General features: G+C 63.4%; 23 protein-coding genes. 13 read left to right on the top strand and 10 right to left on the bottom strand.

Features of this window, described 5'->3' with window-relative positions:
* Positions 1–21 precede the first annotated feature (21 nt).
* The 6 genes from INQ48_34865 to INQ48_34840 all read left to right on the top strand — a co-directional run bounded on the left by INQ48_34865 (position 22) and on the right by INQ48_34840 (position 5,509).
* The gene (locus tag INQ48_34865) at positions 22–1,200 is read left to right on the top strand and encodes an ABC transporter substrate-binding protein (protein QRF62700.1); all 1,179 of its coding nucleotides are present in this window, start codon (positions 22–24) and stop codon (positions 1,198–1,200) included.
* A 15-nt stretch (positions 1,201–1,215) separates the two neighbouring features.
* Entirely contained in the window at positions 1,216–2,085 is an 870-nt protein-coding gene (locus INQ48_34860; protein QRF62699.1) for a branched-chain amino acid ABC transporter permease, read from the top strand.
* The gene (locus INQ48_34855) at positions 2,082–3,095 is read left to right on the top strand and encodes a branched-chain amino acid ABC transporter permease (protein ID QRF62698.1); all 1,014 of its coding nucleotides are present in this window, start codon (positions 2,082–2,084) and stop codon (positions 3,093–3,095) included. Before INQ48_34860 ends, INQ48_34855 begins: the two co-directional genes overlap by 4 nt.
* Complete coding sequence (locus INQ48_34850; GenBank protein QRF62697.1) at positions 3,092–3,856, top strand: ABC transporter ATP-binding protein; 765 nt, start codon at positions 3,092–3,094, stop codon at positions 3,854–3,856. Before INQ48_34855 ends, INQ48_34850 begins: the two co-directional genes overlap by 4 nt.
* On the top strand, positions 3,837–4,559 hold the full coding sequence (locus tag INQ48_34845; GenBank protein QRF62696.1) for an ABC transporter ATP-binding protein: 723 nt from the start codon (positions 3,837–3,839) through the stop codon (positions 4,557–4,559). The genes INQ48_34850 and INQ48_34845 overlap by 20 nt, the downstream gene beginning before the upstream one ends.
* Positions 4,560–4,636: 77 nt before the next feature.
* The gene (locus INQ48_34840) at positions 4,637–5,509 is read left to right on the top strand and encodes a LysR family transcriptional regulator (GenBank protein QRF62695.1); all 873 of its coding nucleotides are present in this window, start codon (positions 4,637–4,639) and stop codon (positions 5,507–5,509) included.
* 26 nt (positions 5,510–5,535) lie between these two features.
* Here INQ48_34840 and INQ48_34835 read toward each other — a convergent pair whose 3' ends face one another.
* The 6 genes from INQ48_34835 to INQ48_34810 all read right to left on the bottom strand — a co-directional run bounded on the left by INQ48_34835 (position 5,536) and on the right by INQ48_34810 (position 10,888).
* Positions 5,536–6,519, bottom strand: a complete 984-nt coding sequence (locus INQ48_34835) for a Bug family tripartite tricarboxylate transporter substrate binding protein (GenBank protein ID QRF63080.1) — start codon at positions 6,517–6,519, stop codon at positions 5,536–5,538.
* Between the two features lie 107 nt (positions 6,520–6,626).
* Positions 6,627–7,403 (bottom strand): enoyl-CoA hydratase/isomerase family protein, encoded by a 777-nt coding sequence (locus tag INQ48_34830; GenBank protein ID QRF62694.1) that lies wholly within the window; start codon positions 7,401–7,403, stop codon positions 6,627–6,629.
* An 8-nt stretch (positions 7,404–7,411) separates the two neighbouring features.
* A complete protein-coding gene (locus tag INQ48_34825; GenBank protein QRF62693.1) occupies positions 7,412–8,602 on the bottom strand; it encodes a CoA transferase in 1,191 nt (396 codons plus the stop codon).
* Between the two features lie 46 nt (positions 8,603–8,648).
* A complete protein-coding gene (locus INQ48_34820; GenBank protein ID QRF62692.1) occupies positions 8,649–9,428 on the bottom strand; it encodes an SDR family oxidoreductase in 780 nt (259 codons plus the stop codon).
* Positions 9,429–9,439: 11 nt separating this feature from the next.
* Entirely contained in the window at positions 9,440–10,576 is a 1,137-nt protein-coding gene (locus tag INQ48_34815) for a thiolase family protein (protein QRF62691.1), read from the bottom strand.
* A gap of 6 nt (positions 10,577–10,582) precedes the next feature.
* Positions 10,583–10,888 carry an OB-fold domain-containing protein gene (locus INQ48_34810; protein ID QRF63079.1) on the bottom strand — a complete coding sequence of 102 codons (306 nt, stop codon included), beginning with the start codon at positions 10,886–10,888 and terminating at the stop codon, positions 10,583–10,585.
* Positions 10,889–11,128: 240 nt separating this feature from the next.
* Here INQ48_34810 and INQ48_34805 point away from each other — a divergent pair, with 240 nt between their 5' ends.
* Positions 11,129–12,322 (top strand): 3-methylitaconate isomerase, encoded by a 1,194-nt coding sequence (locus tag INQ48_34805; GenBank protein ID QRF62690.1) that lies wholly within the window; start codon positions 11,129–11,131, stop codon positions 12,320–12,322.
* A complete protein-coding gene (locus INQ48_34800) occupies positions 12,319–13,098 on the top strand; it encodes an SDR family oxidoreductase (protein QRF62689.1) in 780 nt (259 codons plus the stop codon). Before INQ48_34805 ends, INQ48_34800 begins: the two co-directional genes overlap by 4 nt.
* Before the next feature lie 410 nt (positions 13,099–13,508).
* Here the strand turns inward: INQ48_34800 and INQ48_34795 are convergent, their stop codons facing one another.
* A complete protein-coding gene (locus INQ48_34795) occupies positions 13,509–14,279 on the bottom strand; it encodes a helix-turn-helix domain-containing protein (protein ID QRF62688.1) in 771 nt (256 codons plus the stop codon).
* Between the two features lie 100 nt (positions 14,280–14,379).
* Between INQ48_34795 and INQ48_34790 the strand changes: the two genes are divergently transcribed.
* From INQ48_34790 to INQ48_34775, 4 genes are all read left to right on the top strand, one after another.
* A complete protein-coding gene (locus INQ48_34790; GenBank protein ID QRF62687.1) occupies positions 14,380–15,489 on the top strand; it encodes a zinc-binding alcohol dehydrogenase family protein in 1,110 nt (369 codons plus the stop codon).
* A gap of 613 nt (positions 15,490–16,102) precedes the next feature.
* A complete protein-coding gene (locus INQ48_34785; GenBank protein ID QRF62686.1) occupies positions 16,103–17,302 on the top strand; it encodes a cation:proton antiporter in 1,200 nt (399 codons plus the stop codon).
* 1,489 nt (positions 17,303–18,791) lie between these two features.
* Positions 18,792–19,700 carry a sigma-70 family RNA polymerase sigma factor gene (locus tag INQ48_34780; protein ID QRF63078.1) on the top strand — a complete coding sequence of 303 codons (909 nt, stop codon included), beginning with the start codon at positions 18,792–18,794 and terminating at the stop codon, positions 19,698–19,700.
* A 149-nt stretch (positions 19,701–19,849) separates the two neighbouring features.
* Positions 19,850–20,299, top strand: coding sequence for a carboxymuconolactone decarboxylase family protein (locus tag INQ48_34775; protein QRF62685.1), 450 nt, complete (start codon positions 19,850–19,852; stop codon positions 20,297–20,299).
* 137 nt (positions 20,300–20,436) lie between these two features.
* Here INQ48_34775 and INQ48_34770 read toward each other — a convergent pair whose 3' ends face one another.
* From INQ48_34770 to INQ48_34760, 3 genes are all read right to left on the bottom strand, one after another.
* Positions 20,437–21,948, bottom strand: coding sequence for an IS66 family transposase (locus INQ48_34770; GenBank protein QRF63077.1), 1,512 nt, complete (start codon positions 21,946–21,948; stop codon positions 20,437–20,439).
* A gap of 121 nt (positions 21,949–22,069) precedes the next feature.
* Complete coding sequence (gene tnpB / locus INQ48_34765; protein ID QRF62684.1) at positions 22,070–22,453, bottom strand: IS66 family insertion sequence element accessory protein TnpB; 384 nt, start codon at positions 22,451–22,453, stop codon at positions 22,070–22,072.
* Positions 22,396–22,743: a transposase gene (locus tag INQ48_34760; GenBank protein QRF62683.1), complete on the bottom strand. Its 348-nt coding sequence runs from the start codon at positions 22,741–22,743 to the stop codon at positions 22,396–22,398. The genes tnpB and INQ48_34760 overlap by 58 nt, the downstream gene beginning before the upstream one ends.
* 706 nt (positions 22,744–23,449) lie before the next feature.
* On the opposite strand from INQ48_34760, the gene INQ48_34755 reads away from it, so the two are divergent.
* On the top strand, positions 23,450–23,887 hold the full coding sequence (locus INQ48_34755) for an Hsp20/alpha crystallin family protein (GenBank protein QRF62682.1): 438 nt from the start codon (positions 23,450–23,452) through the stop codon (positions 23,885–23,887).
* The last annotated feature ends 17 nt before the right edge of the window (positions 23,888–23,904 follow it).

Raw genomic sequence — 23,904 nt, 5'->3', positions numbered from 1 at the left:
CGCACCACCCTGGAGAAGAACATGACCCTCAAACTCATGGCCGCGATGGCGGTCTCACTCGCGACGTTCGCCTTCCAAAGCCGCGCCGATGTCATCAAGGTGGGTGTGATCGCCCCCATGTCCGGACCGTTCTCAGCGGTCGGGCAGACCTGGGAGGGCGCCACCAAGGCCTACCAAAAGCTCAACGGCACCACTGCGGGCGGACACACGATCGAGGTGATCTACCGCGACCTGCCGGAGATCAATCCCGCGCAGGCCAAGGCACTGGCGCAGGAACTCATCATCAAGGAAGGCGCGCAGTACATCGCGGGCTTGTATTTCACGCCCGATACGCTGGCTGTCGCCGCGCTTGCGCAGGAGGCGAAGGTGCCCGTCGTGATCTTCAATGCGTCGACCTCGTCGCTTCTTGAAAAGTCCGACTACCTCTTGCGGACCTCGTACACGCTGCCGCAGATGGCCGTGCCGGTGGCCAAGTACGCGCTCGAGAAGAACGTCAAGAACGTCGTATCCCTGGTCAGCGACTTCGGTCCCGGCCTCGACGCCGAGAAAGCCTTTAACACCGCTTTCGTTGCCGGCGGGGGCAAGGTGCTTGAAGCAATCCGTGCGCCGCTGAAGACGACGGACTTCGGCCCCCTGATGCAGCGCGTGAAAGCACTCAAGCCGGACGCGCTCTATGTCTTCGGTCCGGGCGGGCCGGCCACCTATGCGATGGTCAAGGCCTACAACGAAGCGGGGTTGAGAGCTGCGGGCGTGCGCTTCCTGGGCACGGGCGAGACGGATGAGGACCAGCTGCGCGCGATCGGCCCCGAGCTGCTGGGAATCGAAACCGGTATGTTCTATTCGGCGACGCACAACTCGCCGCTGAACAAGGCCGCCGTCAATGCCCTGGCTGAGGTTACGCCCAAGGCCATTCCGACCGTCCAGCTCGCGAACGCGTTCGACGGCCTGCATGTGATCTATCACATGGTCAAGGCGACGGACGGCAAGCGCGACGGGCCCAAGGCCATGGCCGCCGCCAAGGGATTTTCCTGGGAAAGCCCGCGTGGCCCGGTGAAGATCGATCCGGCCTCCCGCGAGTTTGTGCAGAACGTCTACATGCGAGTGGTGGAAAAGGATGCGGCCGGACGCTTCGTCAATCGTGAGTTCCGCACGTTCGAGATGCAGCCCGACTACGGCCGCATCCAGAATGCGACCAAGTAGTGCGGAGGCTGCAGCATGTCCGTTGCGCTTCTTAGCAGCATCCTGGTCGACGGGATCACGTACGCCATGATCCTGTTCATGATCACGGTGGGCCTGTCGATGACCATGGGTCTGATGCGGGTGGTGAATCTGGCTCATGGCGCCTTCGCGATGCTCGGCGGGTTTCTGGCGGCCAGCATTCCTCAACGCCTGGGTGTGCCGATCGGGCTGGGTTTCGTACTGGCGATCGCGATCGTGGCGCTCGTGGCGGTGCTTTTCGAGCGCATCCTGTTGCGCCGCTTCTACCGGCGCGACGATCTCGACCAGATGCTGGTGACCATCGGCCTGATGTTCGTCGCGACGGCTGCGGTCAACCTGATGTTCGGATCGTCGGTGACATCCGTCGCGCTTCCTGAGGCATTCGGCGGGTCGGTGGACCTGGGGTTCCGCTCCATTCCCCGTCATCGGCTCATCGTCGTTGCCTGCGGGCTTGCGGTCGTCGGCGTCCTGTGGTTGAGCGTGGACCGGTCATCCTTTGGCATCCGGGTGCGCGCTGCGGTCGACAACGCGCCGATTGCCCGGGCCATCGGTATCGACACGACCAGGATCTATGCGGCGACTTTCGCGATCGGTGCCGCGCTCGCGGCTCTGGGCGGCATCGCCGGGGCAGAGATGCTGCCAATGGAGCCAACTTACGCCTCCAAATATCTCGTGATCCTTCTGGCGGTTGTCGCCGTGGGAGGCAACGGAAATCTGTTCGGCTCTTTCTTCGCAGCGTTGCTGCTCGGCATCGTGGAGACTTCGATGAAATACATGGTTCCGCAGCTTGCATCGGCTGCCTTTTTCCTGACGATGATTATCGTCTTGCTGGTTCGCCCACAGGGGCTGTTCGGGAGGCAAGCATGAGCGCAATGATTCCGCCCATGGCGATGGCGACGCCAGCGCGCGTACGCCCGTGGAAGCAATTGCGCGCCGAGATCGTCCTGACGCTCGCGGGGTTGCTGGCTTTCGTAGTGTTCCCGCAGGACCTTGGACTGCTGACTAACATGGCGACGATGTCGATCTTTGCGCTGTCGCTGAGCCTCGTGCTCGGACAGGCGGGCATCGCGACCCTGGGCCAGGCCGCGTTGTACGGCGCAGGTGCGTACGTCGCGGGCTGGACCGCGTTGTATCTGACGTCCGATCCCATCATCGGGCTGCTGCTCGGCGGGCTGGGCGGAGGGCTGATAGCGCTGCTGAGCGGTGCAGTCATGCTGCGCTCGACCAAGCTCACGCTCGTCATGCTCACCATCGCGGTGGCGCAGTTGCTGCTCGAGCTCGCCAATTGGGCCAGATGGCTTACAGGTGGCGACGACGGACTTGCCGGCTTCGAGGTCGCTCCGCTGTTCGGTATTTGGGAGTTCAACTTCATGGGTCACACCGGCTATTTCTACGCGCTGGGCGCGCTGGTGTTGATGTTTTTCCTCGTGCGCAACCTGGTTGAATCACCTTTTGGCTTGACGGCCAGAGCCATACGACAGGACCCGGGACGCGTCCAGGCGTTGGGCGGGCGCGTGTATCTGCACCTGCTGGCCGTCTACACCGTCGGCGGCGTCGTGGCGGGGCTGGCAGGAGCCCTGACGGCACAGACCAGCAAGGTGGCGAATCTCTTCATGCTGGACTTCACGACGTCCGCGGGTGTGGTGGTCATGATCGTCCTCGGCGGCACGCGCCGCCTGGCGGGTGCGGTGCTCGGCACCGTTGCGTACATGACGATCCATCACATCGCGTCAACCTTGAATCCGTATCACTGGCTGTTCGTCATCGGGTCGATGCTGATTGTCGTGCTCATTGTCCTGCCGGAAGGCCTCATCGGACTTCTGGACCGGGCCGTAGCGTACGCCAAGCGGTTGGGCGGCAGCGGAGGAACGCGATGACCCATCGGCTGAAAACCCAGAACCTTTGCCATTCCTTTGGGGGTCTGGCCGTCACGCAGAACGTCACGCTCTCGCTGCCGCAGGGTGCGCGCACGGCGCTGATCGGTCCCAATGGGGCCGGCAAGACGACGCTGGTCAACCTGCTGAGTGGGGCGATGCGCCCGCAGTCTGGGGACATCCAACTGGACGGCCGCTCGATCGTCCAGCTACCGCAATACGCGCGCGTGCGCAGCGGCATCGTTCGCACGTTCCAGATCAGCCGACTGTTCAAGGACCTTACCGTGGCGGAGAACGTCCGGGTCGCAGTGCTGCAGCGGCTGCGGGCCTCGATGCAGTGGTGGCCCTCACCGGCGCGTTCCGCGCGCGTTCGCGACGAGGTCCACGAGACGCTCGGCATGCTCGGCCTGCATCCCTACGCGAACCGGGTCGTAGGACACCTCGCGCTCGGCGAACAGCGGCTTGCTGAAATCGCGCTGGCGCTCGCAATGAAGCCGCAGGTTCTGCTGCTGGACGAGCCCGGCGCGGGTGTGCCGCAAGGAGAAGGCGGTCGCATCATGGACGCCATCGAGAGCCTGCCGAAGGAACTGTCGGTGCTGCTCATCGAACACGACATGGACCTGGTGTTCCGTTTCGCCTCGCACATCATCGTGCTCGTTGCCGGTGCGGTGATGGTCGAAGGCACGCCGGAAGAAGTCGCCGCCAACGAACAAGTCAAGCAAATCTATTTCGGACGAGACGGACATGCCCAAGCAACCCATTGAACTCCGGTTCGACGATGTCACGACCGGCTACGGCGTTGTGCCGGTCGTCGAGCATCTCAGCTTCAGCGTGCGCGAAGGGGAACGGCTGGGCCTCATCGGGCGAAACGGCGCCGGCAAGACCACCACCCTGGCAACCGCGATCGGCTTGGCCGACCTGATGCAGGGCCGGATCCACTTCGGCGGCAACGACATCGGCAGCGCTACGACGCATGCGCGCGCACGGGCTGGGCTCGGCTACGTGCCGCAGAGCCGCGACATCTTTCCTTCGCTGACGGTGGAGGAGAACCTGCTGTCGGGCCTGCAGGGGCGGTCGGCCGGCGTGGCTCTGCCACCGATCTACGCCCTGTTTCCGCGACTCAAGGAGCGCCGGCGCAACGGTGGCACGCAACTGTCAGGCGGTGAACAGCAGATGCTGTCCGTGGCGCGGGCACTTGTTGGCCAGCCGCGCATCCTTCTGCTCGACGAGCCGCTGGAGGGCCTTGCTCCCATGGTGCGCGAGGAACTGATGGATGCCATCGTCCGGATGAGCGACCGGCTCGGAGTTGGCTGCGTGCTTGTGGAGCAGCACGTCGACGTCGTTCTCGACTTCTCCACGAACGTCATCGTGCTGGAGCGGGGCGTTGCCGCTTATTCCGGCTCCGCAGCGGCGCTGCGCGAAGAAGAGGATCTTTTGAACCGCACCATCGGTATCCAGAAGTGCTGAAGCCAATCCCTGCGAGTGCGGTGGCAGGCAGCTGCCACCTCGGCGCACATTGAGTGCGCCGGCAGTCTCATCCTGTCATGCAGAACCTTCGCGCACTCCTGAGCCCCCTGCGGGCGTTCGATGCGGTGTATCGGGCCAAAGGCGTGTCGCGAGCCGCGCAGTTGCTCCACGTCACGCCAGGAGCCGTTAGCCAGCAGATCAAGCAGCTTGAAACGGGGCTCGGCGTGCAACTTTTCCAGAAGGCCGGTCGCGAGATCGAGCTCACCGCGGTGGGCGAACGACTCGCCACCCGCGTCTGTGACGCGTTCGATCGGCTGCACGAAGCGTTGGGCGACCTGGCGGACAGCCAGCGGGAGCAGCGGCTGCGTCTCAAGGTGCCTCCGAGCATCGCCATTCGCTGGCTGGTTCCCCGCCTGCACGGCTTCCATGCGCTTCACCCCGACATCGCGCTGGAGATCGCAACGATTGCACTTGCGGATGATGTCCGGCTTGAAGGCGCGGACTGCGCGATTCGGCACGGGATGGGCGAGTGGGCCGATGTCGAGCTGGACCACCTTTTCGACGATGAGTTCGTCCCGGTCTGCACACCCGTCCTGGCGGAACAGTTCCAGGAGCCTAGCGATCTGCTGCGAGCCGACCTGCTGCACTCCATGCTGCGCCCTCAAGCCTGGCCGCTGTGGCTCGGTTCGGCCGGCCTGCTGAACACTCCAAGTCTGCCGGGCATCGCGTTGGCGAATGCCGCGTTGTGCTATCAGGCTGCAGCGGACGGCCTGGGCGTGGCGATGGCGCAGCGGGCCTACGTGCAAGACGACCTGCGCACCGGGCGCCTCGTGGTTGCGGTGGACCATGTCGCGAAGACAGAGCTCGGCTACTACCTGGTCTGCGACCCGTTGAAAGCGGCCACGGCGCCGGTTCGGCTCTTTCGGGACTGGATCCGCTCGGTGCGCTAGGCGCGCCGCGAGCAGCGCGCCATCGCCTAGTCGGCTTTGAATCCCGAGGCCTTGACGATCGGTTCCCAGAACCCGCGCATTTCGGCGAACCGGGCGCGCGCTTCGTCAGGCGAGCTTTCCGTGTTCATGAAGCCGAGCTTGCGAACCCTGCTCGAGAACTGTTCGGTGGCAGCCGCCGTGCGCACGGCGGCGCTCCACTCGGAGACCACCCCGGTCGGCGTGCCAGGTGCCAAGCATATGGCAAGCACCCCGACCGCGGTGAGTTCCTTGCGGCCGAGTTCGCCGAAGGTCGGCACGTTCGGCAGTAGCGGCGAGCGCTCTGCGGAGGTGACAGCCAGCACGCGCAGCTTGCCAGCGTTGTGGTGCTGCGCAAAGTCTCCGACCGTGGACGTGCCCGCCGCGACATTGGCGCCAGTCAGGTTCACGATCATGGGCGCCGCACCCGGAAAAGGGATGTCCTGCAGCGGTGTCCCGATGATCCTGGCGATCTGAAGTCCCAGGAAATGCGTCGGGCCGCCCGATGCGGCGTGGCCGAAGTTGGCTTTGTCCGGATGCGCACGTACCCATGGGGCATATTCGCCGAAGGTCTTGATGGGCGAGGAGGAGGGCACGGCCAGCGCCATTGGGAACTCGACCACCGTCGATACCGGCAGGATGTCTCTCTGCGGGTTGTAGTTGATCTTGTTGAAGACGAAGGGGTAGATCGATGTGAAGAAGTCGGGGCACAGCATCGCCACGCTCCCGTCGGCAGGGGCGGCCCGCATCGCATCGATCGCGATCTTCCCGCCCGCGCCAGGCTTGTTTTCCACCACCACGGTGCGACCAAGCGGGCCATGCAATTGATCTGCAAGCGCGCGCGTCACCACGTCGAGCGTGCCGCCGGGCGAGAAGCCAACCAGGATCCTGGCGGGTGGACGGTCGGCTTGCTGCCCGAGGGCCGGTGATGCGCCGACGAACGCGGCAACGATAAGTGCGAGGTTGTTGAGCCAGGCGGTACGCGGTGTCTTCAAGAGCTGCTCCAGAAGAACGCTCACATCGGTTGTTCGAGTGTCGAATCGCGCGTGCGAGCAAATGGAAGGCTTGCCCAGAGGCGCATTCGTCTTCCGGGCAAGGAGTTTCAACGGCCGCGAAAAACGGGGTGGCGCTTCTCGGCGAAGGCGCGACGCCCTTCCAGCCGATCCTCGCTATCCCTGAGCAGCCCGAAGGCCTGGCGCTCCAGGGCCAGCCCGCCTGCCAGCGGCAGCTCGCGTCCATTCATCGCGAGGCGCTTTGCAGCGGTCATCGCGAGCGGGGCATTGGCTGCCATCGCGCCTGCGAGCTGCATGGCTGATTGCTGCAATTCGGAAAAGGGCACCACCTTGCTGACCAACCCGATGCGCAGCGCTTCCGCGGCGTCGATGCGTTCTCCGGTGAGCAGCATCCACATCGCGTCCGACTGGCTGATTGCGCGGATAAGACGCTGCGTGCCGCCGGCGCCTGGGATGCTGCCGACCCGCACTTCCGGCAAGCCGAACTGGGCGTTATCAGAGCAGATGCGTATGTCCGCCAGCAAGGCCAGCTCCAGCCCGCCGCCCAGAGCGTAGCCATTGATGGCGGCGATGACGGGCTTGTCTGTCTGCAGCGTGCCGAAGTTGAAATGCCCAGTGCCGCAGCGAAAGACCTGCCGTGCTGCGCTGTCGGCGGGCGGCATGGTCTTCTTGAGGTCCGCGCCTGTGCAGAAGGCGCGCTCGCCCGCACCCGTGAGGACCAGCACGCGGATGTCCTCGTTGTTCGACACCTCGTCCCAGATCTCGAGCAATTGCTCGTTTGATTCCGGGTCGATGGAGTTCATGGCTTCGGGCCGATTCAGGGTGACGACGGCGACGCCGTTCTGGACGGTCTTCACGATGGGCATAGCTGTGCTCAATTCTGGGAAGGGCTGAGGGGGATCACCGCATCGACGGTTGCGGCTGGCATGCCGAGTTCGGCCAGCACCTCACGGGTGTGCTGGCCCAGGGTGGGGGCTGGACGTCTCGCCCGGGGCCGCTCGCCGACGGCGCTGATGACGCTGCGAGGCAGCGTCATCAGCCCGGCGGTCGGGTGCTCCAGCTGCTCGGCGAGGGCCGCTTCGAGGAAAGGCGCTGACTGCGCCACCTCCGCGTAGTTGTTGATGGGGCCGCAGATGATGTCGACGGCTGCGAACCTCTCCAGCCAGAAGGCGCGGGGCTGCGCGAGCATGCGCCCTTCGAGCAGGCGCAGCAGTGTCTCGCGATGCTGGAGTCGGCTCTTGTTGTCAGCGAACCGTGGATCGCAGGCCAGTTCCGGTGCCCCGATGGCTGAACACAAAGCCTGCCACCGTGCGGGGTGATAGGCGGCCACCATGATCCATCCGTCAGCGCAGCGCAGGGCCTCATTCGGAGTCGAATATGGCGCTGCATGCCCTTGCGGTCCGGGCACAACGCCGTCCGCGAAGTAGGACGCGAGACTCACGTGCTGAAGCGCGATGGCGCTGGCGAACATGCTGGCTTCGACGTGCTGCCCGTGTCCTGTGCGTTGGCGGTCCGCGAGGGCGGCTAGGACTGCGATGGCCGCCAGCGACCCTGTGACCAAGTCGACCACCGGCACCGGCACCTTGCACGGCTCCCCATCGCGTGCGCCGGTGACGCTCATCAGGCCGCTCACGGCCTGAAGCACACCGTCGACCCCGGGAAGATCCTTGCTGTCGCCGTGCTGGCCATACGCTGAGACCGAGCAGTAGATGAGGCGCGGGTTGTCCGCCGACACCGCAGCATAGTCCAGCCCCAAGCGCGCCATGACGCCCGGGCGAAAGCTCTCCACCAGCACATCCGCCTGCGCGACCAGCGCCTGCGCCGCCTGCAAGTGCGTTGGGTGTTTGAGATCGAGCACCACACTGCGCTTGTTGCGATTGAGCGCCAGGAAGGCAACTCCCTCGCCGTGGACCCAGGGCGAAAGGGCTCGCGAAAGATCGCCGACGGGCGCCTCGATCTTTACGACGTCGGCGCCCAGGTCCGCCATGCACAGCGTGCAGGTCGGACCAGCCATCACCTGCGTGAAGTCGATCACTTTCAAACCGCTCAATGCATTGGCAAGCATGCGACCTTCCGTTTTGTCGGATTGCTCATGTCGTGATGTCGACGTGCTATACGGAGGGACTGCCGAGGCTGCGCCCGCCGCAGACGTACAGGAGCTGGCCGGTGACGTAGCTCGAGCCGGGTTCCGCGAAGAACCGGACGGCGCGGCCGATGTCCTCGGGCTGGCCAATGCGTTCCATCGGTACGGTCTTGTGAAGGCTCTGTCGGACTTCCTCGGTCAGCGTTTCGAACAGCGGCGTCTCCACGATGCCGGGAGCGATGGCGTTCACGGTGATGCCCTTGCGCGCATATTCGAGCGCTAGCGAGCGTGTCAGGCTTACCACCGCTCCCTTGGAGGCGGAGTAGGCCGCCTGGCCGCGGTTGCCCAGCCATGCGCGCGAGCCGATGTTGATGATGCGGCCGAACCGGTTCTCTGCCATTTGCGCCAGTACTGCCTTGGAGCAGATGAACTGCGAATGAAGGTTGACCTCGATCACGCGGGTCCAGAATGCGAGATCCATCTTGGAGACGAGCTTGTCGCCACCGATGCCTGCGTTGTTGACCAAGATGTCGATGCGGCCATGAGACGCGAGAAGCCGGGCCACGGCCGCCTCCACCTGCTCCACCGAGCTGACGTCGACCTTGAAGGTCCGCACATTGAAGCCCTCGCCCGAAAGGGCAAGCTCTGCTCCCTCCAGCGCTTTCTCATCAAAGTCCCAGAGCGCGATGCGGCATCCGGCCTGTGCGAGCTCGCGGGCGATGCCGAGGCCGATGCCCTTGGCGCCACCGGTCACGACGGCAACGAGGCCGTGTAGCGATGCAGGCGCACTTGTGCTTGTAAGGTTCATGGTACTTGCGATCAAAGCGAAAGAATGTTGATGGAGCAGGCGGCGTGGTCCACGCCCCAGATGCCTCCGCCTGTCACCTGCGTGAGGCCGATGCGTGCTGCGTGGACCTGCCTTGCGCCGGCACGGCCTTGCAGTTGCTCGCAGACTTCGACGACCTGTGCGACACCTGTCGCTCCGGGCGGATGCCCCTTGGCGATCAGTCCGCCGCTGGGGTTGACCGGCACGCGTCCGCCAAGCGTGGTTGCACCGCTCTGCAGGAGGATCGCCGCATCGCCTCGGCTGCAAAGTCCGAGGGCCTCGTAGTAGAGCAGTTCGGAGATGGTGAACGCGTCGTGCACCTCCAGCAGACTGAGATCCTGCGGTCCGATGCCGGCTTGTTCATAGGCTAGCCTGGCGGCACGCGCGGTGATCTCGGCCTCAGTCATGTCGACAGGTGAGGTTTCGAACAAGCCAGACTGCACCACCGACGCCAGCACTCGGACGGGCGTTGCGACGCCCTTGGAAGGCTTGGTGCTGAGCACCAGCGCCGCCGCCCCATCGACCACCGCGGGGCAGCACTGGAGCAGAGTGAGCGGCTCGGCCACCGGGCGGGACGCCAAGATCTCCTCGCGGCTCGCCAGCTTGGCGAACGTGGCGATGGGATTCAGGACACCGTGCTTTCGATTCTTGACGGAGATGTCCGCCAGCGTCTCAAGCGTAAGGCCGTGATCGTGCATGTATCGCCTTGCGCGCATGGCGTACAGGGCCGGCATGATCATTCCGCGCCGGTTGTTCCAGTCCTTCTGGCTGAGCGGCAGCGGCCCGCCACCGAGGCTGCTCAGGTGATCCATGCCGAACACCACCACGGTGTCGTACTGGCCGACCTTGAGCGCCTGCAGCGCGAGATTCAACGCAGTGGCGCCGCTGGAGCAAGCGTTGTCCACGTTGTAGACAGCACCGCCGTTGACGTGCAGCTCGCGCAATGTACGCTGGCCGGGCAGCATGGCTCCGAGCGCGTTGCCGCAGTAGAACGCCTGCACCTCCGAAAGCTGCGTGCCGGCATCGGCCAGGGCATCGAGAATTGCTGCCTGGGCCATGGCCTCTTCGGTCAATTCAGGAAAGCGCCCGAAGTCCGTGATACCGACCCCGGTGATCAGTGGTTGCTTCATCTCGCATTACTCCTGGAAGGCATAGTCGGGGGTGCCGTCCGGCAACGTGAAGGGCACCACCCGCAGGCGGCTGGCGATGGCGGGCGGCTGGTTGCCGAACAGCAGTCGCCCGAACGCACGAACGCCGGGCGCGAAGTCGACCATGGCCAGGCCATAGGGCTGCTTCTCCTTGCCGGGGTGGACGATCGTGAAGCTGTAGAGGGAGCCCGTGGGGCCGAGTTCGACCTCTTCGACCTTCTGGTCGTCGTGAACGAATTCGATCGGCGGGAACTGGGGTGGCTGGCTCGCCATGCGTGTGGCGACAAGCACCATGCCGCCGGGGGTGTCACGGAAAGGGGATTCCGTTCGCTTGATGATCTTCAAAAAGTGTCTCCTGTTCGTGTGGAACTGGCCACAGCGACAGGAAGTATTGAGACGAAAGCCGTCGTGGTCATTGGATTTCTGCTCGGCATTCTTTAGCGGCGCTAAAGCATTCGAAGCAATCAGACTGGCTAAACAATGGCCAGCCAAACTGAAAGGACAGCGGGCCGAATGCAACTGCATACTGGGCCGATGAAAGAACAAATCAACGTACCGGTCACCTTGATGCGCGGTGGCACGAGCAAGGCTGTTTTTCTCTCGCAGCAAGATGTGCCCGCCGATGAGGATGCGCGCCTTCGATTCCTGCTGGCTTTGTTCGGCAGCCCGGACGTGCGTCAGATCGATGGGCTCGGCGGCGCCGACATCTTGACGAGCAAGTGCGCCATCATCGGGCCGCCGTCGCGACCCGATGCAGACATCGACTACACCTTCGTGCAGATCGGCATCGACCAGCCAACCGTCAGTTTCGAGATTGTCTGCGGCAACATTTCATCGGCCACAGGGGTCTATGCGCTGCAGGAGCAGCTGGTTCCTGTGCAAGAACCCGTCACCACCGTTCGGGTGCACAACACGAACACCGGAAAGATCCTTCGGATGTCCGTGCAATGCGCCGACGGCGAGCCGCGTGTGGAGGGCGATAGCGAAGTGGATGGTGTGCCGGGAACCGGCGCAGAGGTGGCACTGGATTACTCCGATACCAGCGGCTCCACGACCGGAAAGCTCCTGCCCACGGGGCAGGCGCGCGATTGGGTACATGTATCGAGGCTCGGCCGCGAAATACCTGTGTCGGTGGTCGATGTAGGCACGGCATGTGTGTTCATTCGCGCGGCGGACTTGGGAATCAGTGGCACGGAACTGCCGGGGCAGCTCGGTTCCGAGATCTACGAGATGGCCGAGGAGGTGAGGCGCTGGGTCGTCGAACGTTGCAATCTTCCGTCGTCGGGGATCCTCACGCCATACCAGATCTTGATTAGCGAAGCGCAGGATTACCGGACCATTGCCGGAAACCGCGTCGTGCAGGCAGCAGAGATCGACTTCGTCGCGCGCATGGTGCTCAATGGTGGTGCCATGCACAAGGCATTCCCCGGCGGCGGCTCGGTCTGCCTCTCTGTTGCGGCACAGATCGCGGGAACAATTCCAGCCGAAGCGCGCGGCACGCATGCCGGCCCGACGCGCATTCGCATTGGCCATCCGAGCGGGGTGCTTAAAATCTTCGCGAATGTCGAGCATGCGGGCGAGGACAAATGGTCGGTGCGCGAAGTGCACTTCACGCGCACGGCGCGCCGCCTGTTCGACGGAATCGCCTATGTGCGGCGATCGCGCCTCGAGGCGCCCGCCGAGCAAAGCACGTCCATAGGCACCGGTGCGGTAGCGACATTGCCATGAGCGTCCAGAATCTTTTCTCGCTGCAGGGCCGTACGGCGCTGATTACTGGCGGCTCACGAGGCATAGGCCGCATGATCGCTGAGGGGTTTCTTGCACATGGCGCACGCGTCTACATCAGTGCGCGAAAGGCCGAAGCCTGCGACCTGGCCGCGCGAGAACTCTCGAGCACGGGCCACTGCATTTCGCTGCCGCACGACGTGTCCACGGTGGGGGGCTGCCAGGCCATGGCCGATGCCTATGCCCGTCATGAATCGACGTTGGACATCCTGGTCAACAACGCCGGCGCAGCATGGGGTGAAGACTTCGATGCTTTTCCGGAGAGCGGCTGGGACAAAGTGGTCGACCTGAACCTGAAATCGCCTTTCTTCCTGACGAAGGCGCTCATCGCACCGCTGCGCGCCGCGGCAAAAGCGCGGGTTGGGAAGATCATTCACATCGCTTCTACCGACGGCATCGGGCTCAACCCGCAGGAAAACTACTCTTACGTCGCGAGCAAGGCAGGATTGATTCACCTGACGCGGCGCATGGCGATGCGCTTGGCGCAGGACAACATCGCAGTCAGCGCCATTGCGCCCGGGGCGTTTCCTTCCGAGATGAACCGCAATGCGCGCGACCATGGGGAGGCACTGTCGGGGCACATTCCCGCCCGGCGCATCGGCACGCCGGACGACATTGCCGGCGCAGCCATCTTCCTGGCCTCGCGTGCAGGAGACTACGTGATGGGTGCCACCCTGGTGGTGGATGGTGGCGTGACCCAAGCGCGCCCCTACCGGTGAAGACGGTGGATTCAACCGTTCAATGCTCTAAGCTATGAACTGCGTAGGCAGAGGGAATGTTGTAGATGAAGTTCCGGGTACGAACCTGCTGCTGGAACAGCCAGGTGGCATTGATGCCGAAGTGCCGGAAAACTGGCTGAACCCTTCATCAGACCGCTCACCTGTTTGATGGGTCGCAGGGGGCCGTGCGACAGATCCTCGCTCAGACCGGTGGAGCTCGCCTGCTCGAGCGACATTGCTCCAAGCCGGCTCTGACGCTTTGCTGAGAGAGAATTTGGCTGAGAACCGTGCCTTGCCGTGTGTCGTTCACACTGGCGTCGGCATGCGAGCGGTCACCCGTAGCGAGTAACCGAAAAGTCGTCGACAAAACTTTGTTTTCGCATGCAAAGCGGACGCCGAAGCTGCGGCTGTCAAGCTGGCGTGTAGATGACCAGCTTCAGCGCCGGATTGTCGTTTGCCTGGAAGCTGGCGTGATCGAAGCGCATCAAGCCGTTGGTCGGGTGGTGCAACGTCTTGCGTCCGGACAAAGGTGCGCGAATGTCGTGGTCTGGCCACCAAACGACGAATTCCGAACTCGATTCGTGCAGCCGCTCGACCAGCTCGGCAAAGGCCGGATCCCCGGCCCAAAGGTCGTGCACGGCACGAAACTGCGCCAACATGGCACGTGCGACGGTCGGCCAGCCGTCGCCGAAGAGGGCACGCGCCCGCGGATCGGCGAAGACGAACACAAGGATGTTCCGCTCGACCTTCGGCAGGGCGTTGAAGTCGCAGAACAGCTCGATCGTCGCGTCGTTCCATGCGAGAAGATCCCAGCGCTGGCCGGTGACATACGCCGGATGGGGCAGGCCGGCGACGATCTTGCGAATCGTCTGCGGCACCGTTTCGCGCACGAACGTCTTTGCTGGCGCGTGGCCGGCAAGTTGTCGAAGGTGGGCATGCTCCTGCGCATCAAGGCGCAGTGCGTGGGCCAACGCGTCGATGGTGCTGCTCGATGGGCTCACCATGCGACCTTGCTCGAGTCGAACATACCAATCCGTCGAAATGCCGGCGCGCTCGGCCACTTCTTCGCGACGCAAGCCGGGTGTGCGACGACGTGGACCGCTGGGCAGACCGACAGCTTCGGGCCGCATTCGGGCTCTGCGCGAATAAAGGAAGTCGCCTAGCGCTGCTTGGGAGGTCATGGGAATCGGTCCGAGGATTGCTCGATCCCAGGATAGTGCCATGTCTGGATGGCCCGGAACGAGTTGGAGAGACTGCAGGCTCATCATTGGAGATCGACCTATGCAAGCAGTTGTTTTCGAGCGCATCGGTGCGCCACTCGTGGTCCGCGATGTCCCCCCGCCGGTCTTGGGCAGCGGCGAGGTGATCGTGGATGTTACGGCGTCCCGGGTGCTGTCATACGCAGGCGAGGTGTTCGGCGGGCAACGTACTTACCCGTTTGATTTGCCTGCCGTGCCCGGCCCGGGCCCTATCGGCCGGGTGAGGGCAACTGGCAACGATGCCACGAAGCTCAAACCTGGTGATTGGGTCTACTGCGATCCGACGATCCGAGCGAGGGACGATGCCTTGACACCGGACATCATGTTGCAGGGATTGATCGCGCCAGGGGCGGGCCCTCAGCGGCTTCGCGCGTGGGTCGGTGATGGTGGATGGGCCGAGCAGATCCTCGTGCCCACCGAGAACGTGACGCCGCTTGGGGAGATCGGGACGAAAGAGGCGCTGCAGTGGTGTGCCTTGGGCACACTGTTGGTGCCCTTCGGGGGGCTGCTGGCCGCCGAATTACAAGCAGGCGAGACTTTGCTGCTTCACGGGGCAACCGGCAGTTTCGGCAGCGCAGGTGTTGCCGTCGCATTGGCCCTGGGGGCCGGGTGCGTCGTCGCGCCGGGGCGCAACCGAGCGATGCTCGACGAGCTCGTGCGCCGCTTCGGCGACCGCGTCCGCACGGTCGTGCTGTCAGGCGATGCAGCAGTCGATCTTGTCGCGATGCGGGCAGCAGCGCTGGGGCCGATCGACTGCGTGCTCGATCTCATGCCGCCCTCGGTGCCGGCCTCGGCGGTGCGCGCCGCCGCCATGACCGTGCGCCCGGGTGGGCGAGTGATTCTGATGGGCGGCGTTGGCATGGAGGGCGGGGACGAGTTCTCGTTGCCCTACCCTTGGCTCATGCGCAACGACGTCACCGTGCGGGGCAAGTGGATGTATCCGCGCTGGGCTCCGGGGCGATTGGTGGCATTGATCCGGGCCGGTCTCCTCGACCTGGCGCAATTCACACCGACTGTTTTTCCCCTGGAGCGCGTAGCAGAAGCGGTAGCTCATGCAGCGGCGAACTCGGGGGCGTTTCAGATGACGGTACTTTGCCCGTCTGTGCGAACACAGCCAGCCATTGAGATATGAGGGTTGCGACGCCCAGCGCCAGAACCTAGCGAAATCGTCGTTGCTGAGCTGAAAAAAGGAGGCGGGTGAATCAGGAGTGGCTCAGCCGGGGCCTCGGAGAGGCCTCGGCATGTCTTCAGGAATGCTCCGCATGAGACGCAGGCCCAGCCGACGAACGCCGATGAGGATTTGCCAAACACTCCGAGACCCCCGGAAAACTCTCAGACAACTCACCTCCTAAATTCGATCGCTCATGAGCATCCGTGCCGTCAACCGATGATGAATCCGGCCAGCTAAAAAGTCCCTTTCTCAGCGTTGAACGGTTGTAGGAGAAGACGCTGTACGCCATCATCAACCGATCTGCTTTTAGCCCGTCATCCGGGGGACAGCCTCATTCCGGGCTCCCCGTCTGCTGAAGTGCCGGCGCCGCTTTCCACGCTAATACCTAGGAATCGGCCGAAATCGCGCATAGGGAACCACCGTAGGTAGTGGGCCGATCTTCGGTCTGCGCGCTCCGCTACATTTAGGCGCTCCCCAATAGCTTGCTTACGATCAAACACACGTCAGCAAAACTGTCTCGCGCCGCTGGATCTCTGCAGTTTGCGCTTCCGGCCCGCTTTCAAACGTCGCTTGAATGACTACTTCCGAGATTTTCCTGGTCGCGATGTTGATCATCTTTTCGGTGCCGTACCTCGTCTGGCGCCTGGGGCGCACTGAGTACTTTGCGCCGCTGGTGGTGGTGCAGATCATCACTGGCATCGTGCTGGGGCCGGGCGTGCTGGGTGCGGCGTTTCCCGATTACTACACATTCGTCTTCAACGGACCGGTTGTACAGTCGCTGAACGCCGTCGCTCAGTGGGCTGTCATGATGTTCGTCTGGATCGCAGGCATTGAGCTCGACTTGCGCAAGGCTTGGGTGCATCGTCGCGAAAGTGGCGTCACAGCAGGACTGGCGCTCGGCGTACCGATGGCCTTCGGCGCGGTCGCGGCGCTCGCTTTGCTGCCCTACCCCGGCTGGATGGGGGTACGTGGGACGTCTTGGCAGTTCGTGCTGGGCATCGGCATGTCGTGCGCGGTGACAGCCCTGCCTATTCTCATCCTGCTGATGGAGAAGCTTCAGATCCTGCGCCAGCCTATCGGCCAGCGGATCCTGCGTTACGCAAGCCTGGACGATATCGCCATCTGGGGCGTCTTGGCACTGATCCTCATGGATTGGGAGCGGGTCGGCAGGCAGGCAGGCTTCTTGGCAGCGTTCGCAGTCGCTTCGATCCTTTTTCGTCGACTGATGGTCTTCGTTCCGGAGCGCGATCGCTGGTATCTCGGGCTGATCTGGTTGGCGGCCTGCGGGCTCGGCGCCGACTGGTCGGGCCTGCATTACATGGTAGGTGCATTCATCGCCGGCGCAGTGATGGACGCGGAGTGGTTTGACCAGCAGCAGATGGACTGGCTGCGCCACAACGTGCTGCTCGTCGTCATGCCAGTTTTCTTTCTCAGCACCGGCCTGCGTACCAATTGGCAGGTAGGCGGCGCGGAGGTCTTCCTCGTGGCGGCAGTGCTGCTGGTTGCTTCGGTGGCTGGCAAGCTGATCGGGCTTCGCCTGGCAGGGCGGTTGTTGAGCTGGCGACCCGGGGAAGCCTCACTGATCGGCTGGCTGCTGCAGACCAAAGCCCTCATCATGATCATCTTCGCCAACGTGCTGCTGGACAAGGGGATCATCACTAACGAGACCTTTACAGCGCTGTTGATCATGGCGGTGGTAAGCACGATGCTGACTGTACCGGTCGTGTCGCCAAAGCTGCAGCGTATGAAAGACCTTGTATTGCGATCGCGCTGAGATCGAAGGCCTGTCGGCAGAGATCCTCTCCTTCGAGCGGTGCCGTACAGCTACGTCGGCATTGTCTCTGCACATGGCGGTGTAGGGCATTGGGACGCCTCGCCCCCAAAACACAAGTTGCAATGGGCGACTGCATCTACATCGGGTCGCCCATCGAGCGCCGCAAGACCATGGTGGCTCGGAAGGTCGACTGCGGGAGCTGGCAGCAACGCAACGCTCGATGGCCCAAACGACCGGATCTGATCGAGCCGCACGGCTTACATCTGACTCATGCGCGCTCGCGTGCCCATCCGTCTTCGGTGATCAGGTCGACAAGGTCTGAGCCCAGGCCACACGAACTGGACGGCACCACACCCGGCTCACGTGCAGCGAGCGGCTTGCGAGTGCGGGCGCATAGATGAGAGCGGTTTGGACCTCGGCCGTGGGCACGGGTGAGGGCGAGGCTTGGCCAGTGGCGCGATGCGTGATCGGCTCCTGGGCAACAGACGAATCGGCTCGCTAAGATTTGTGCAAAGGGAGTCACGAATACCTGATCGAGCTGCCAGCGATGCGAAAACTTTTGACTGTCGAAGACTCTTTTCAGATTTCTGGACGCGGGTTGGTCGTCGTTCCTTGTCCGAAAATTGACGAGTACACGGGCCCGGAGGCGCCTCTGGTTGAGCTACGTTTACCCGACGGTGAAGTCGCCACGGCGACGCTCAGGATCGAGCGCGCCTTTTTCTCCCCACCGCTTGTCGAGCCTCGCTGGACTTGCGTCCTTCCAAGCGCCTCGAAGGCGGACGTTCCAGTCGGCACTGAGATCTGGGTTCCGAAGCGTTTTCGTCCGGACGCCGCCGTGGGCGCGGGCGTCTAAGCAGCGCTCGCGGCGAGGGCCGGCGCGTAGTGCAAGGGCTCCGGTGCGAACCCCGTCCTTGGCTACCGACACTACGGTTCCCGATGGTAGCTTGAGGACGGGTGGCCTGCGCTCGAGGAGCACGAGGGGCCTGCCGCTTGGGGGCGCAGACTTTTTAGAGGCGGAGAGAGTTGCATGCGGTGAGTTCCTACATTACGTACTGACTTAGCTCTTTTAGATTCTCGCCTCACGATTTTGATTCTGGAGGATGCGAATGTCTGGCGGGACGTTTTAGAAGCTGTTCGGGGCCTGGACCGATGCGGAAGCAGATCTGTACGAGGCGCTCGATCACTGGCCGTCGGAACACTCCACCGAGTGGGAGGAAAGGTTCAGATTGATGAAGGCCATAGCAGATGAGAGGTACGCCGCTCTCTTCGGCGCGAGGAGGTATCCGTCCGGCCAAGTCATCTTGAAACCGGGGCTGACGGCAGAAAGGATCGCGTCCACCCAACTTAGGTGGACTTGATTACAGGAGCAGGGTAGCGATGAAGTATGGCATCACCCCCTACGTCGTAGACGGATGGCCGAAACTAGCTCGCGCCGAGGAGATGGCCACGCCCACCAAGGAGCTTGACCTTCGTACTAGACTTGCTCGCCATGTCGTCCGCGTCTACCGAACTGTTCTCGAACGTGCGTCCCAGGTTGATGGCTATTGGCTATCGCATGCTTTCGTCCGTACAGGAGGCGGAGGACTTGGTGCAGGACGCATGGTTGCGCTGGCATGAGGAGACGAAGTCGTCCCAGGCCCAAGTCTTGAATGCTGAAGCTTGGCTCGTGACCGTGACCACGCGGATGGCGATTGACCGTCTTCGGGCGGCCAAACTGCGGAGAGCGACGTACGCGGGCGCGTGGTTCCCCGAGCCGCTATTGGAACAGGCGCCGACCACGCCTGAGCAAGCGTGTGAGACCGCCGACAATGTGTCCATCGCCTTCTTGCTACTTCTGGACTGCCTGTCGCCGGAAGCGCGGGCCGCGTTTTTGCTGCGTGAGGTGTTTGACGCTGAGTACGAGCAAGTAGCCGAGGCCATTGGCCGAAGCAAAGCCTCCGCCCGGCAGATTGTCCATAGAGCCAAGCGAAGGCTGGAGAACGCACGCGAATCAGCGGGCATGAAGGCGCCGCCAATGCCAGCAGTGGCTCAGCTGGAACTGTTGCGACGACTCGTTCAAGCAATTTCGAGCGGTCACCTTGAGGGCATTAAGAGGCTGCTCGCAGAGGAAGCGGAGATGCTGGGCGACTTTGGCGACGTCAGGCCAAGCTTGGCGAGGCCTTTGTTTGGCGCTCAACGCATCGCTCAGCTTTACTACGCGATGCACCTTCGCCACGGTGACGCTATGCGACTTGAGCTGGCCATACTGAATGGCGAATGGTCCCTCCTGCGCTACATCGATGGTGCGCTTGACTCCGTACAGACATTTGAGTTCACCAATGTCCAGGTCTCTCGGGTTCGCATCCAGCGGAATCCGGTGAAGTTGGCAACGTTGAAGGAGAAGCCACTCGTCTCCTGAGCTCCCGGCCAAACGCGCCGCCACCAGGAACCTGAGGCCTGGGGCGACATTTCTTTCCCCTGCGACTGTCACAACGCGATCACGTCAAACGTCTTGGGACCAGGTTGCTCCTGCAGCCGCATCCAGTCTCAACTTGAAGAAAGCGTTTCATGACCCGCGCAGTTTGGTTCCAAGTATCCCCGGAGGGCGCCAAGGCCATCGGTGGCCTGCATCACTTCGTCACCTCTGGCACGTCCTTGCCCAGCCAGCTTATCCATCTGGTGTTCCTGCGAGTCTCGCAGATCAATGGCTGTGCCCACTGCATCGACATCCATACCCGTGACCTGATGACTGGCGGAATGTCGGTTGAGAAAGTAGTCCTCGTGCCGGTGTGGCACGAAGCGGAGTACCTGTTCTCGGAGCAAGAGCGAGCGGCCCTCGCCTGGTCCGAGGAAGTCACCCGCGTCAGCGAAACACACGCTTCCGATGAAGCCTACGAGGCGGCGTTGGCAGTGTTCGGCGAGAAGGACTTGGTCAACCTGACCCTCACCATCGCCGCGATGAACGCCATTAACCGCATGGGCATCAGCTTCCGCATGAAGCCGCGGGCGAAAGCTTAACGGCTGCGGCGCGCCGCTCTATTGGCTGAGCTCGTGGGTTCCATTCAGTAGTGCGGCATCAACTTCCCGATCTTGCTGGCCGGCTACTGCGACGTATGCGCCAGGCGAAGTCATCTTGACGCCGGAGATGCCGCAGTTCAGGCCGCGGGCGTCCAGCGGTACGGCAGCAGATCACGCAGTGCGGATGCTCGCTGGATCGGCAGCCGCTGCAGTACGTCCTTGAGGTAAGCGTATGGCTCATGGCCATTGAGCCTGGCGGTGTGCAGCAGGCTCATGATGGCGGCGGCGCGCTGGCCCGCGCGCAGGCTACCGGCGAACAGCCAGTTCTTCCTGCCCAACGCGATGGGGCGGATCAGGTTCTCGATGCGGTTGTTGTCTGCGGCAAGGTCGGCGTCGTCGATGAAGCGCGTCAGCGCAGCCCAGCGCTTGAGGCTGTAGTCGATGGCCTTGGCCGTTGCACTGCCATCTGGCACTTTCTGACGATTAGCCATCAACCAGGCGTGCAACAAGTCGGCCGCCGGCCTGGACCTGGCTTGCCGCACGCGCAGCCGCTCGCCCGGCCCGAGGTCCTTGACCTCGCGTTCGATGTCGTAGAGGTTGGCGAACAGCTTGAGCACCCCCTCGGCAAGCATGCTGCTGTGGTTGGCCCACAGCTCATGGAACTTGCGCCGTGCGTGCGCCAGGCAACCGGCCTCGGTCACGACAGCGCTCATCACCTGCTTGTAGCCCGCGTAGTCGTCGCAGATCAGCGTACCTCGCCAGCCGCCGCTGCCGTCTTCGGCGATGCCCAGGAAGCGCCGTGCGTTGTGCCCGGCACGGCTTTCGGCGAAGTCGAAGACCACGGCGTTGACCTCGTCCCAGACCGTGGTGCAGTAGCTCCACAAGTAGGCTCTGTGCGTCTTGCCATGACCTGGCTTGAGCATCGCCACCGGGGTCTCGTCGGAGTGCAGCACGTGGTGCCCGAGCAGGTCCTCGCGCATGGCCTGCACCAACGGCGCCAGTTCCACGCCGATGGCGCCGATCCATTCGGCCTGGGTGGAGCGCGGCACTGCGAAGCCTGCGCGACCCAGGCTCGCCTCTTGGCGGTACAGCGGCTGGTGGTCGATGTACTTGGCCACTGCCACGTGCGCCATCAGGCCCGCGGTGGCCATGCCTTTGTCGATCACGCAGGCCGGCACTGGTGCCTGGACTAGCGTCTGGCACCGGGTACAGGCCCACTTGCCGCGCACATGGCGCTGCACGCTGAAGCGTCCAGGCTCATAGTCGAGCTTCTCGGCCACGTCCTGGCCGATGCGCTTCATCTGGCAGCCGCAGCCCGGTGTGGTGCAGGTGGTGTCGTCGGGTTCGTGGTGGATGTCGTAGCGCGGCAGGTGGGCCGGCAGCGCCTGCCGCTTCGGGGTCCGCTTCTCCCCTGCTGCCTTGGCTGGCGACTGCAGCATGCCTACCTCGCGCTCCAGGGCTTGCAGGTCCTCGTCGATGGCCTCTTCCAGCAGGTTGCGCTGCTCGGGACTGAAGCGTTCGGCGCTGGCGGCGAACTTCAGCCGCTTGAGCACGGCCATCTCATGGGCCATCTTGGCGTTCAGCGCCTGGGCGTGCCGTACCTCGGTCTGCAGTCGGCTAGCCAAGGCGCACACCTCGGCGAAGCTCATGCCCGAGAACGCCGGATCAGGAGCTGCATCAAGGGCGTTGGCGCTGCTGCAGTTCATCACGGCGGTGATGGTGCCAGCAGGCTCAGCCGGCCACCATCGGCACAGTCCGCAATGGAAGGGCTCACACCACCTTGATCACGCCGGCCTCGCCGACACGCTGCCACGGCAGTCCGAGCACCAAGGCGTTCAGCTGCGAGTGGGTCAGCGACAGCGTGCTGCCATCCCTGGGCCAGACGAAGCGGCCGCTGTTCAGCCGCCGCGCTGCCAGCCACACACCGATGCCGTCGTGTACCAGCACCTTCATGCGGTTGGCCCGTCGGTTGGCAAACAGGTAGGCGTGGTGGGGCCTGGCCTCGCCGAAGACCTTGACCACGCGGGCCAACGCCGACTCGGTTCCAGCGCGCATATCCAGCGGCTCGCAGGCCAGCCACACCGCCTCCACACGGATCACCGCAGCAACTCGCGTGTCCAGATCGCGAAGTCCGTTGCGGCACTGGCCGGCCATGTGATGGTCATCGTGATCGGGCCGCGGCGCAGTTCGACGCGGATGTCTGCCGACGAGGCAGCAGCCTCGGGTGACGCCATCAGCGGCAGTGCGATGAACTCGCCAGCCTTGACGGATCTCACTTGGCCTTCGCGGGCCAATTGCCGCCAGCGGTGCACGACGTTGGCGTTGATGCCGTGCGCCATCGCTACCTTGGCCACCGACGCGCCGGGCTCATTGCATTCGGCTATCACCTGGGCTTTAGCCGCAGCGCTGTAGCGTCGCCGGGACTGTGTCTTCTCGCTTGTCATCGCGTCCACCTAAGTTACGTGGACGCGATCCTTGCCGCCGCTTCTCTTCAGTTCAAGATGACTTGGCCGGACGCATACGCGAGGAGCTCTGTATCGCTCAATTTCGACTCGGGTCGCGCGAGGTTGGGTGCCGTTCCACCGGATCGCGATGATTGATCGCTTTGCAGGCGGACGCAGCCATGAAGCTGCGTGCATGCAAACGCTTCGCTCCCTCACCGTCCCGCTATTCCAGTCAGTCGACAAGACTTATCGCTGACGCTTGGTGGAACTTAACCCTGGCGGTCAGTGGTCTGCCATTGACGAGGAGCTTCAAGCCGAGAGGACCAACGGCGCCGCAGTGGACTCCGGTCTGGTAAAACAAAGGGGCCGTCTCAAGACCCTGCAATCGGACCGCGCGAGGAAGATCTGGAGGGCTCAGCAACCGCTGTGTAGCGGTATCGATACAAAGGCGGCCGCGTAGGTCCGCATTGACCCAGCAGAAACCAGAAGCCTCGATTGCCATCCGGTGCACTTACGCGGCGCGCCGGCTGCTTGTGGCAATGAAGTTACCGATCGTGCCGTCTATCCTTGGGGTAGCAATCGCGCCCAGGCTCGGGATAGTTTTTTTTATCTCTTGAATCTTTTCGCTGAATCGCTATGTCACTTGTCGGAAGCGCTGGAGACGCCTCCGGCGCTCTGTTCAACGCTTTGAATGGAGGTTTTCGCCATGTACCGATCCCTGTTCCCTCGCGACGTTTTCGCGGAGATGGATCGCCTGCAGCGCGATGTGCAGCAGGCCTTCGATCTATCGCCCAGCATTCGCGGCTTTGCCCGCAACGGGTTCCCCGCCTTAAACGTCGGCGGCACGTCCAAGACGATCGAGATCTATGCCTTCGCAGCAGGCGTCGATCCGGCCACGCTCGAGGTCAATCTTGAGCGCGGTCTGCTGACTATCGCCGGTGAGCGCAAGAGTCCGCTGCCAGATGCCCAAGCCAAGGTGGCCGTGCACATCAATGAACGCTTCGAGGGGCGCTTCCGCCGGGTGCTGACGTTGCCCGATGACGCTGATCCAGAGGCAGTGGACGCGAAATTGCGTGACGGCGTGCTGCACATCACTGTCCAGCGTCGGGCTTCTGCGCAGCCGCGCCGCATCACTATCCAGTGACCCCAGACGTTGCCAAC

The organism is Variovorax paradoxus (assembly GCA_016806145.1).
Lineage (GTDB): Bacteria > Pseudomonadota > Gammaproteobacteria > Burkholderiales > Burkholderiaceae_C > Variovorax.
The sequence above is the reverse complement of the archived record's forward strand: the minus strand, read 5'-3'. Positions and strand labels throughout refer to the sequence as shown.

Excerpts from the sequence above, each read along its gene's own strand:
- INQ48_34785 (QRF62686.1), top strand. The coding sequence starts at position 16,103 with ATGACTACTTCCGAGATTTTCCTGGTCGCGATGTTGATCATCTTTTCG.
- INQ48_34775 (QRF62685.1), top strand. The coding sequence starts at position 19,850 with ATGACCCGCGCAGTTTGGTTCCAAGTATCCCCGGAGGGCGCCAAGGCC.
- INQ48_34840 (QRF62695.1), top strand. The coding sequence starts at position 4,637 with ATGCAGAACCTTCGCGCACTCCTGAGCCCCCTGCGGGCGTTCGATGCG.
- INQ48_34830 (QRF62694.1), bottom strand. The coding sequence starts at position 7,403 with ATGCCCATCGTGAAGACCGTCCAGAACGGCGTCGCCGTCGTCACCCTG.
- INQ48_34845 (QRF62696.1), top strand. The coding sequence starts at position 3,837 with ATGCCCAAGCAACCCATTGAACTCCGGTTCGACGATGTCACGACCGGC.
- INQ48_34820 (QRF62692.1), bottom strand. The coding sequence starts at position 9,428 with ATGAACCTTACAAGCACAAGTGCGCCTGCATCGCTACACGGCCTCGTT.
- INQ48_34825 (QRF62693.1), bottom strand. The coding sequence starts at position 8,602 with ATGCTTGCCAATGCATTGAGCGGTTTGAAAGTGATCGACTTCACGCAG.
- INQ48_34855 (QRF62698.1), top strand. The coding sequence starts at position 2,082 with ATGAGCGCAATGATTCCGCCCATGGCGATGGCGACGCCAGCGCGCGTA.
- tnpB (QRF62684.1), bottom strand. The coding sequence starts at position 22,453 with ATGGCCGGCCAGTGCCGCAACGGACTTCGCGATCTGGACACGCGAGTT.
- INQ48_34865 (QRF62700.1), top strand. The coding sequence starts at position 22 with ATGACCCTCAAACTCATGGCCGCGATGGCGGTCTCACTCGCGACGTTC.
- INQ48_34760 (QRF62683.1), bottom strand. The coding sequence starts at position 22,743 with ATGACAAGCGAGAAGACACAGTCCCGGCGACGCTACAGCGCTGCGGCT.
- INQ48_34850 (QRF62697.1), top strand. The coding sequence starts at position 3,092 with ATGACCCATCGGCTGAAAACCCAGAACCTTTGCCATTCCTTTGGGGGT.
- INQ48_34860 (QRF62699.1), top strand. The coding sequence starts at position 1,216 with ATGTCCGTTGCGCTTCTTAGCAGCATCCTGGTCGACGGGATCACGTAC.
- INQ48_34770 (QRF63077.1), bottom strand. The coding sequence starts at position 21,948 with ATGAGCTTCGCCGAGGTGTGCGCCTTGGCTAGCCGACTGCAGACCGAG.
- INQ48_34795 (QRF62688.1), bottom strand. The coding sequence starts at position 14,279 with ATGACCTCCCAAGCAGCGCTAGGCGACTTCCTTTATTCGCGCAGAGCC.
- INQ48_34755 (QRF62682.1), top strand. The coding sequence starts at position 23,450 with ATGTACCGATCCCTGTTCCCTCGCGACGTTTTCGCGGAGATGGATCGC.
- INQ48_34800 (QRF62689.1), top strand. The coding sequence starts at position 12,319 with ATGAGCGTCCAGAATCTTTTCTCGCTGCAGGGCCGTACGGCGCTGATT.
- INQ48_34815 (QRF62691.1), bottom strand. The coding sequence starts at position 10,576 with ATGAAGCAACCACTGATCACCGGGGTCGGTATCACGGACTTCGGGCGC.
- INQ48_34790 (QRF62687.1), top strand. The coding sequence starts at position 14,380 with ATGCAAGCAGTTGTTTTCGAGCGCATCGGTGCGCCACTCGTGGTCCGC.
- INQ48_34810 (QRF63079.1), bottom strand. The coding sequence starts at position 10,888 with ATGGTGCTTGTCGCCACACGCATGGCGAGCCAGCCACCCCAGTTCCCG.
- INQ48_34805 (QRF62690.1), top strand. The coding sequence starts at position 11,129 with ATGAAAGAACAAATCAACGTACCGGTCACCTTGATGCGCGGTGGCACG.
- INQ48_34780 (QRF63078.1), top strand. The coding sequence starts at position 18,792 with ATGTCGTCCGCGTCTACCGAACTGTTCTCGAACGTGCGTCCCAGGTTG.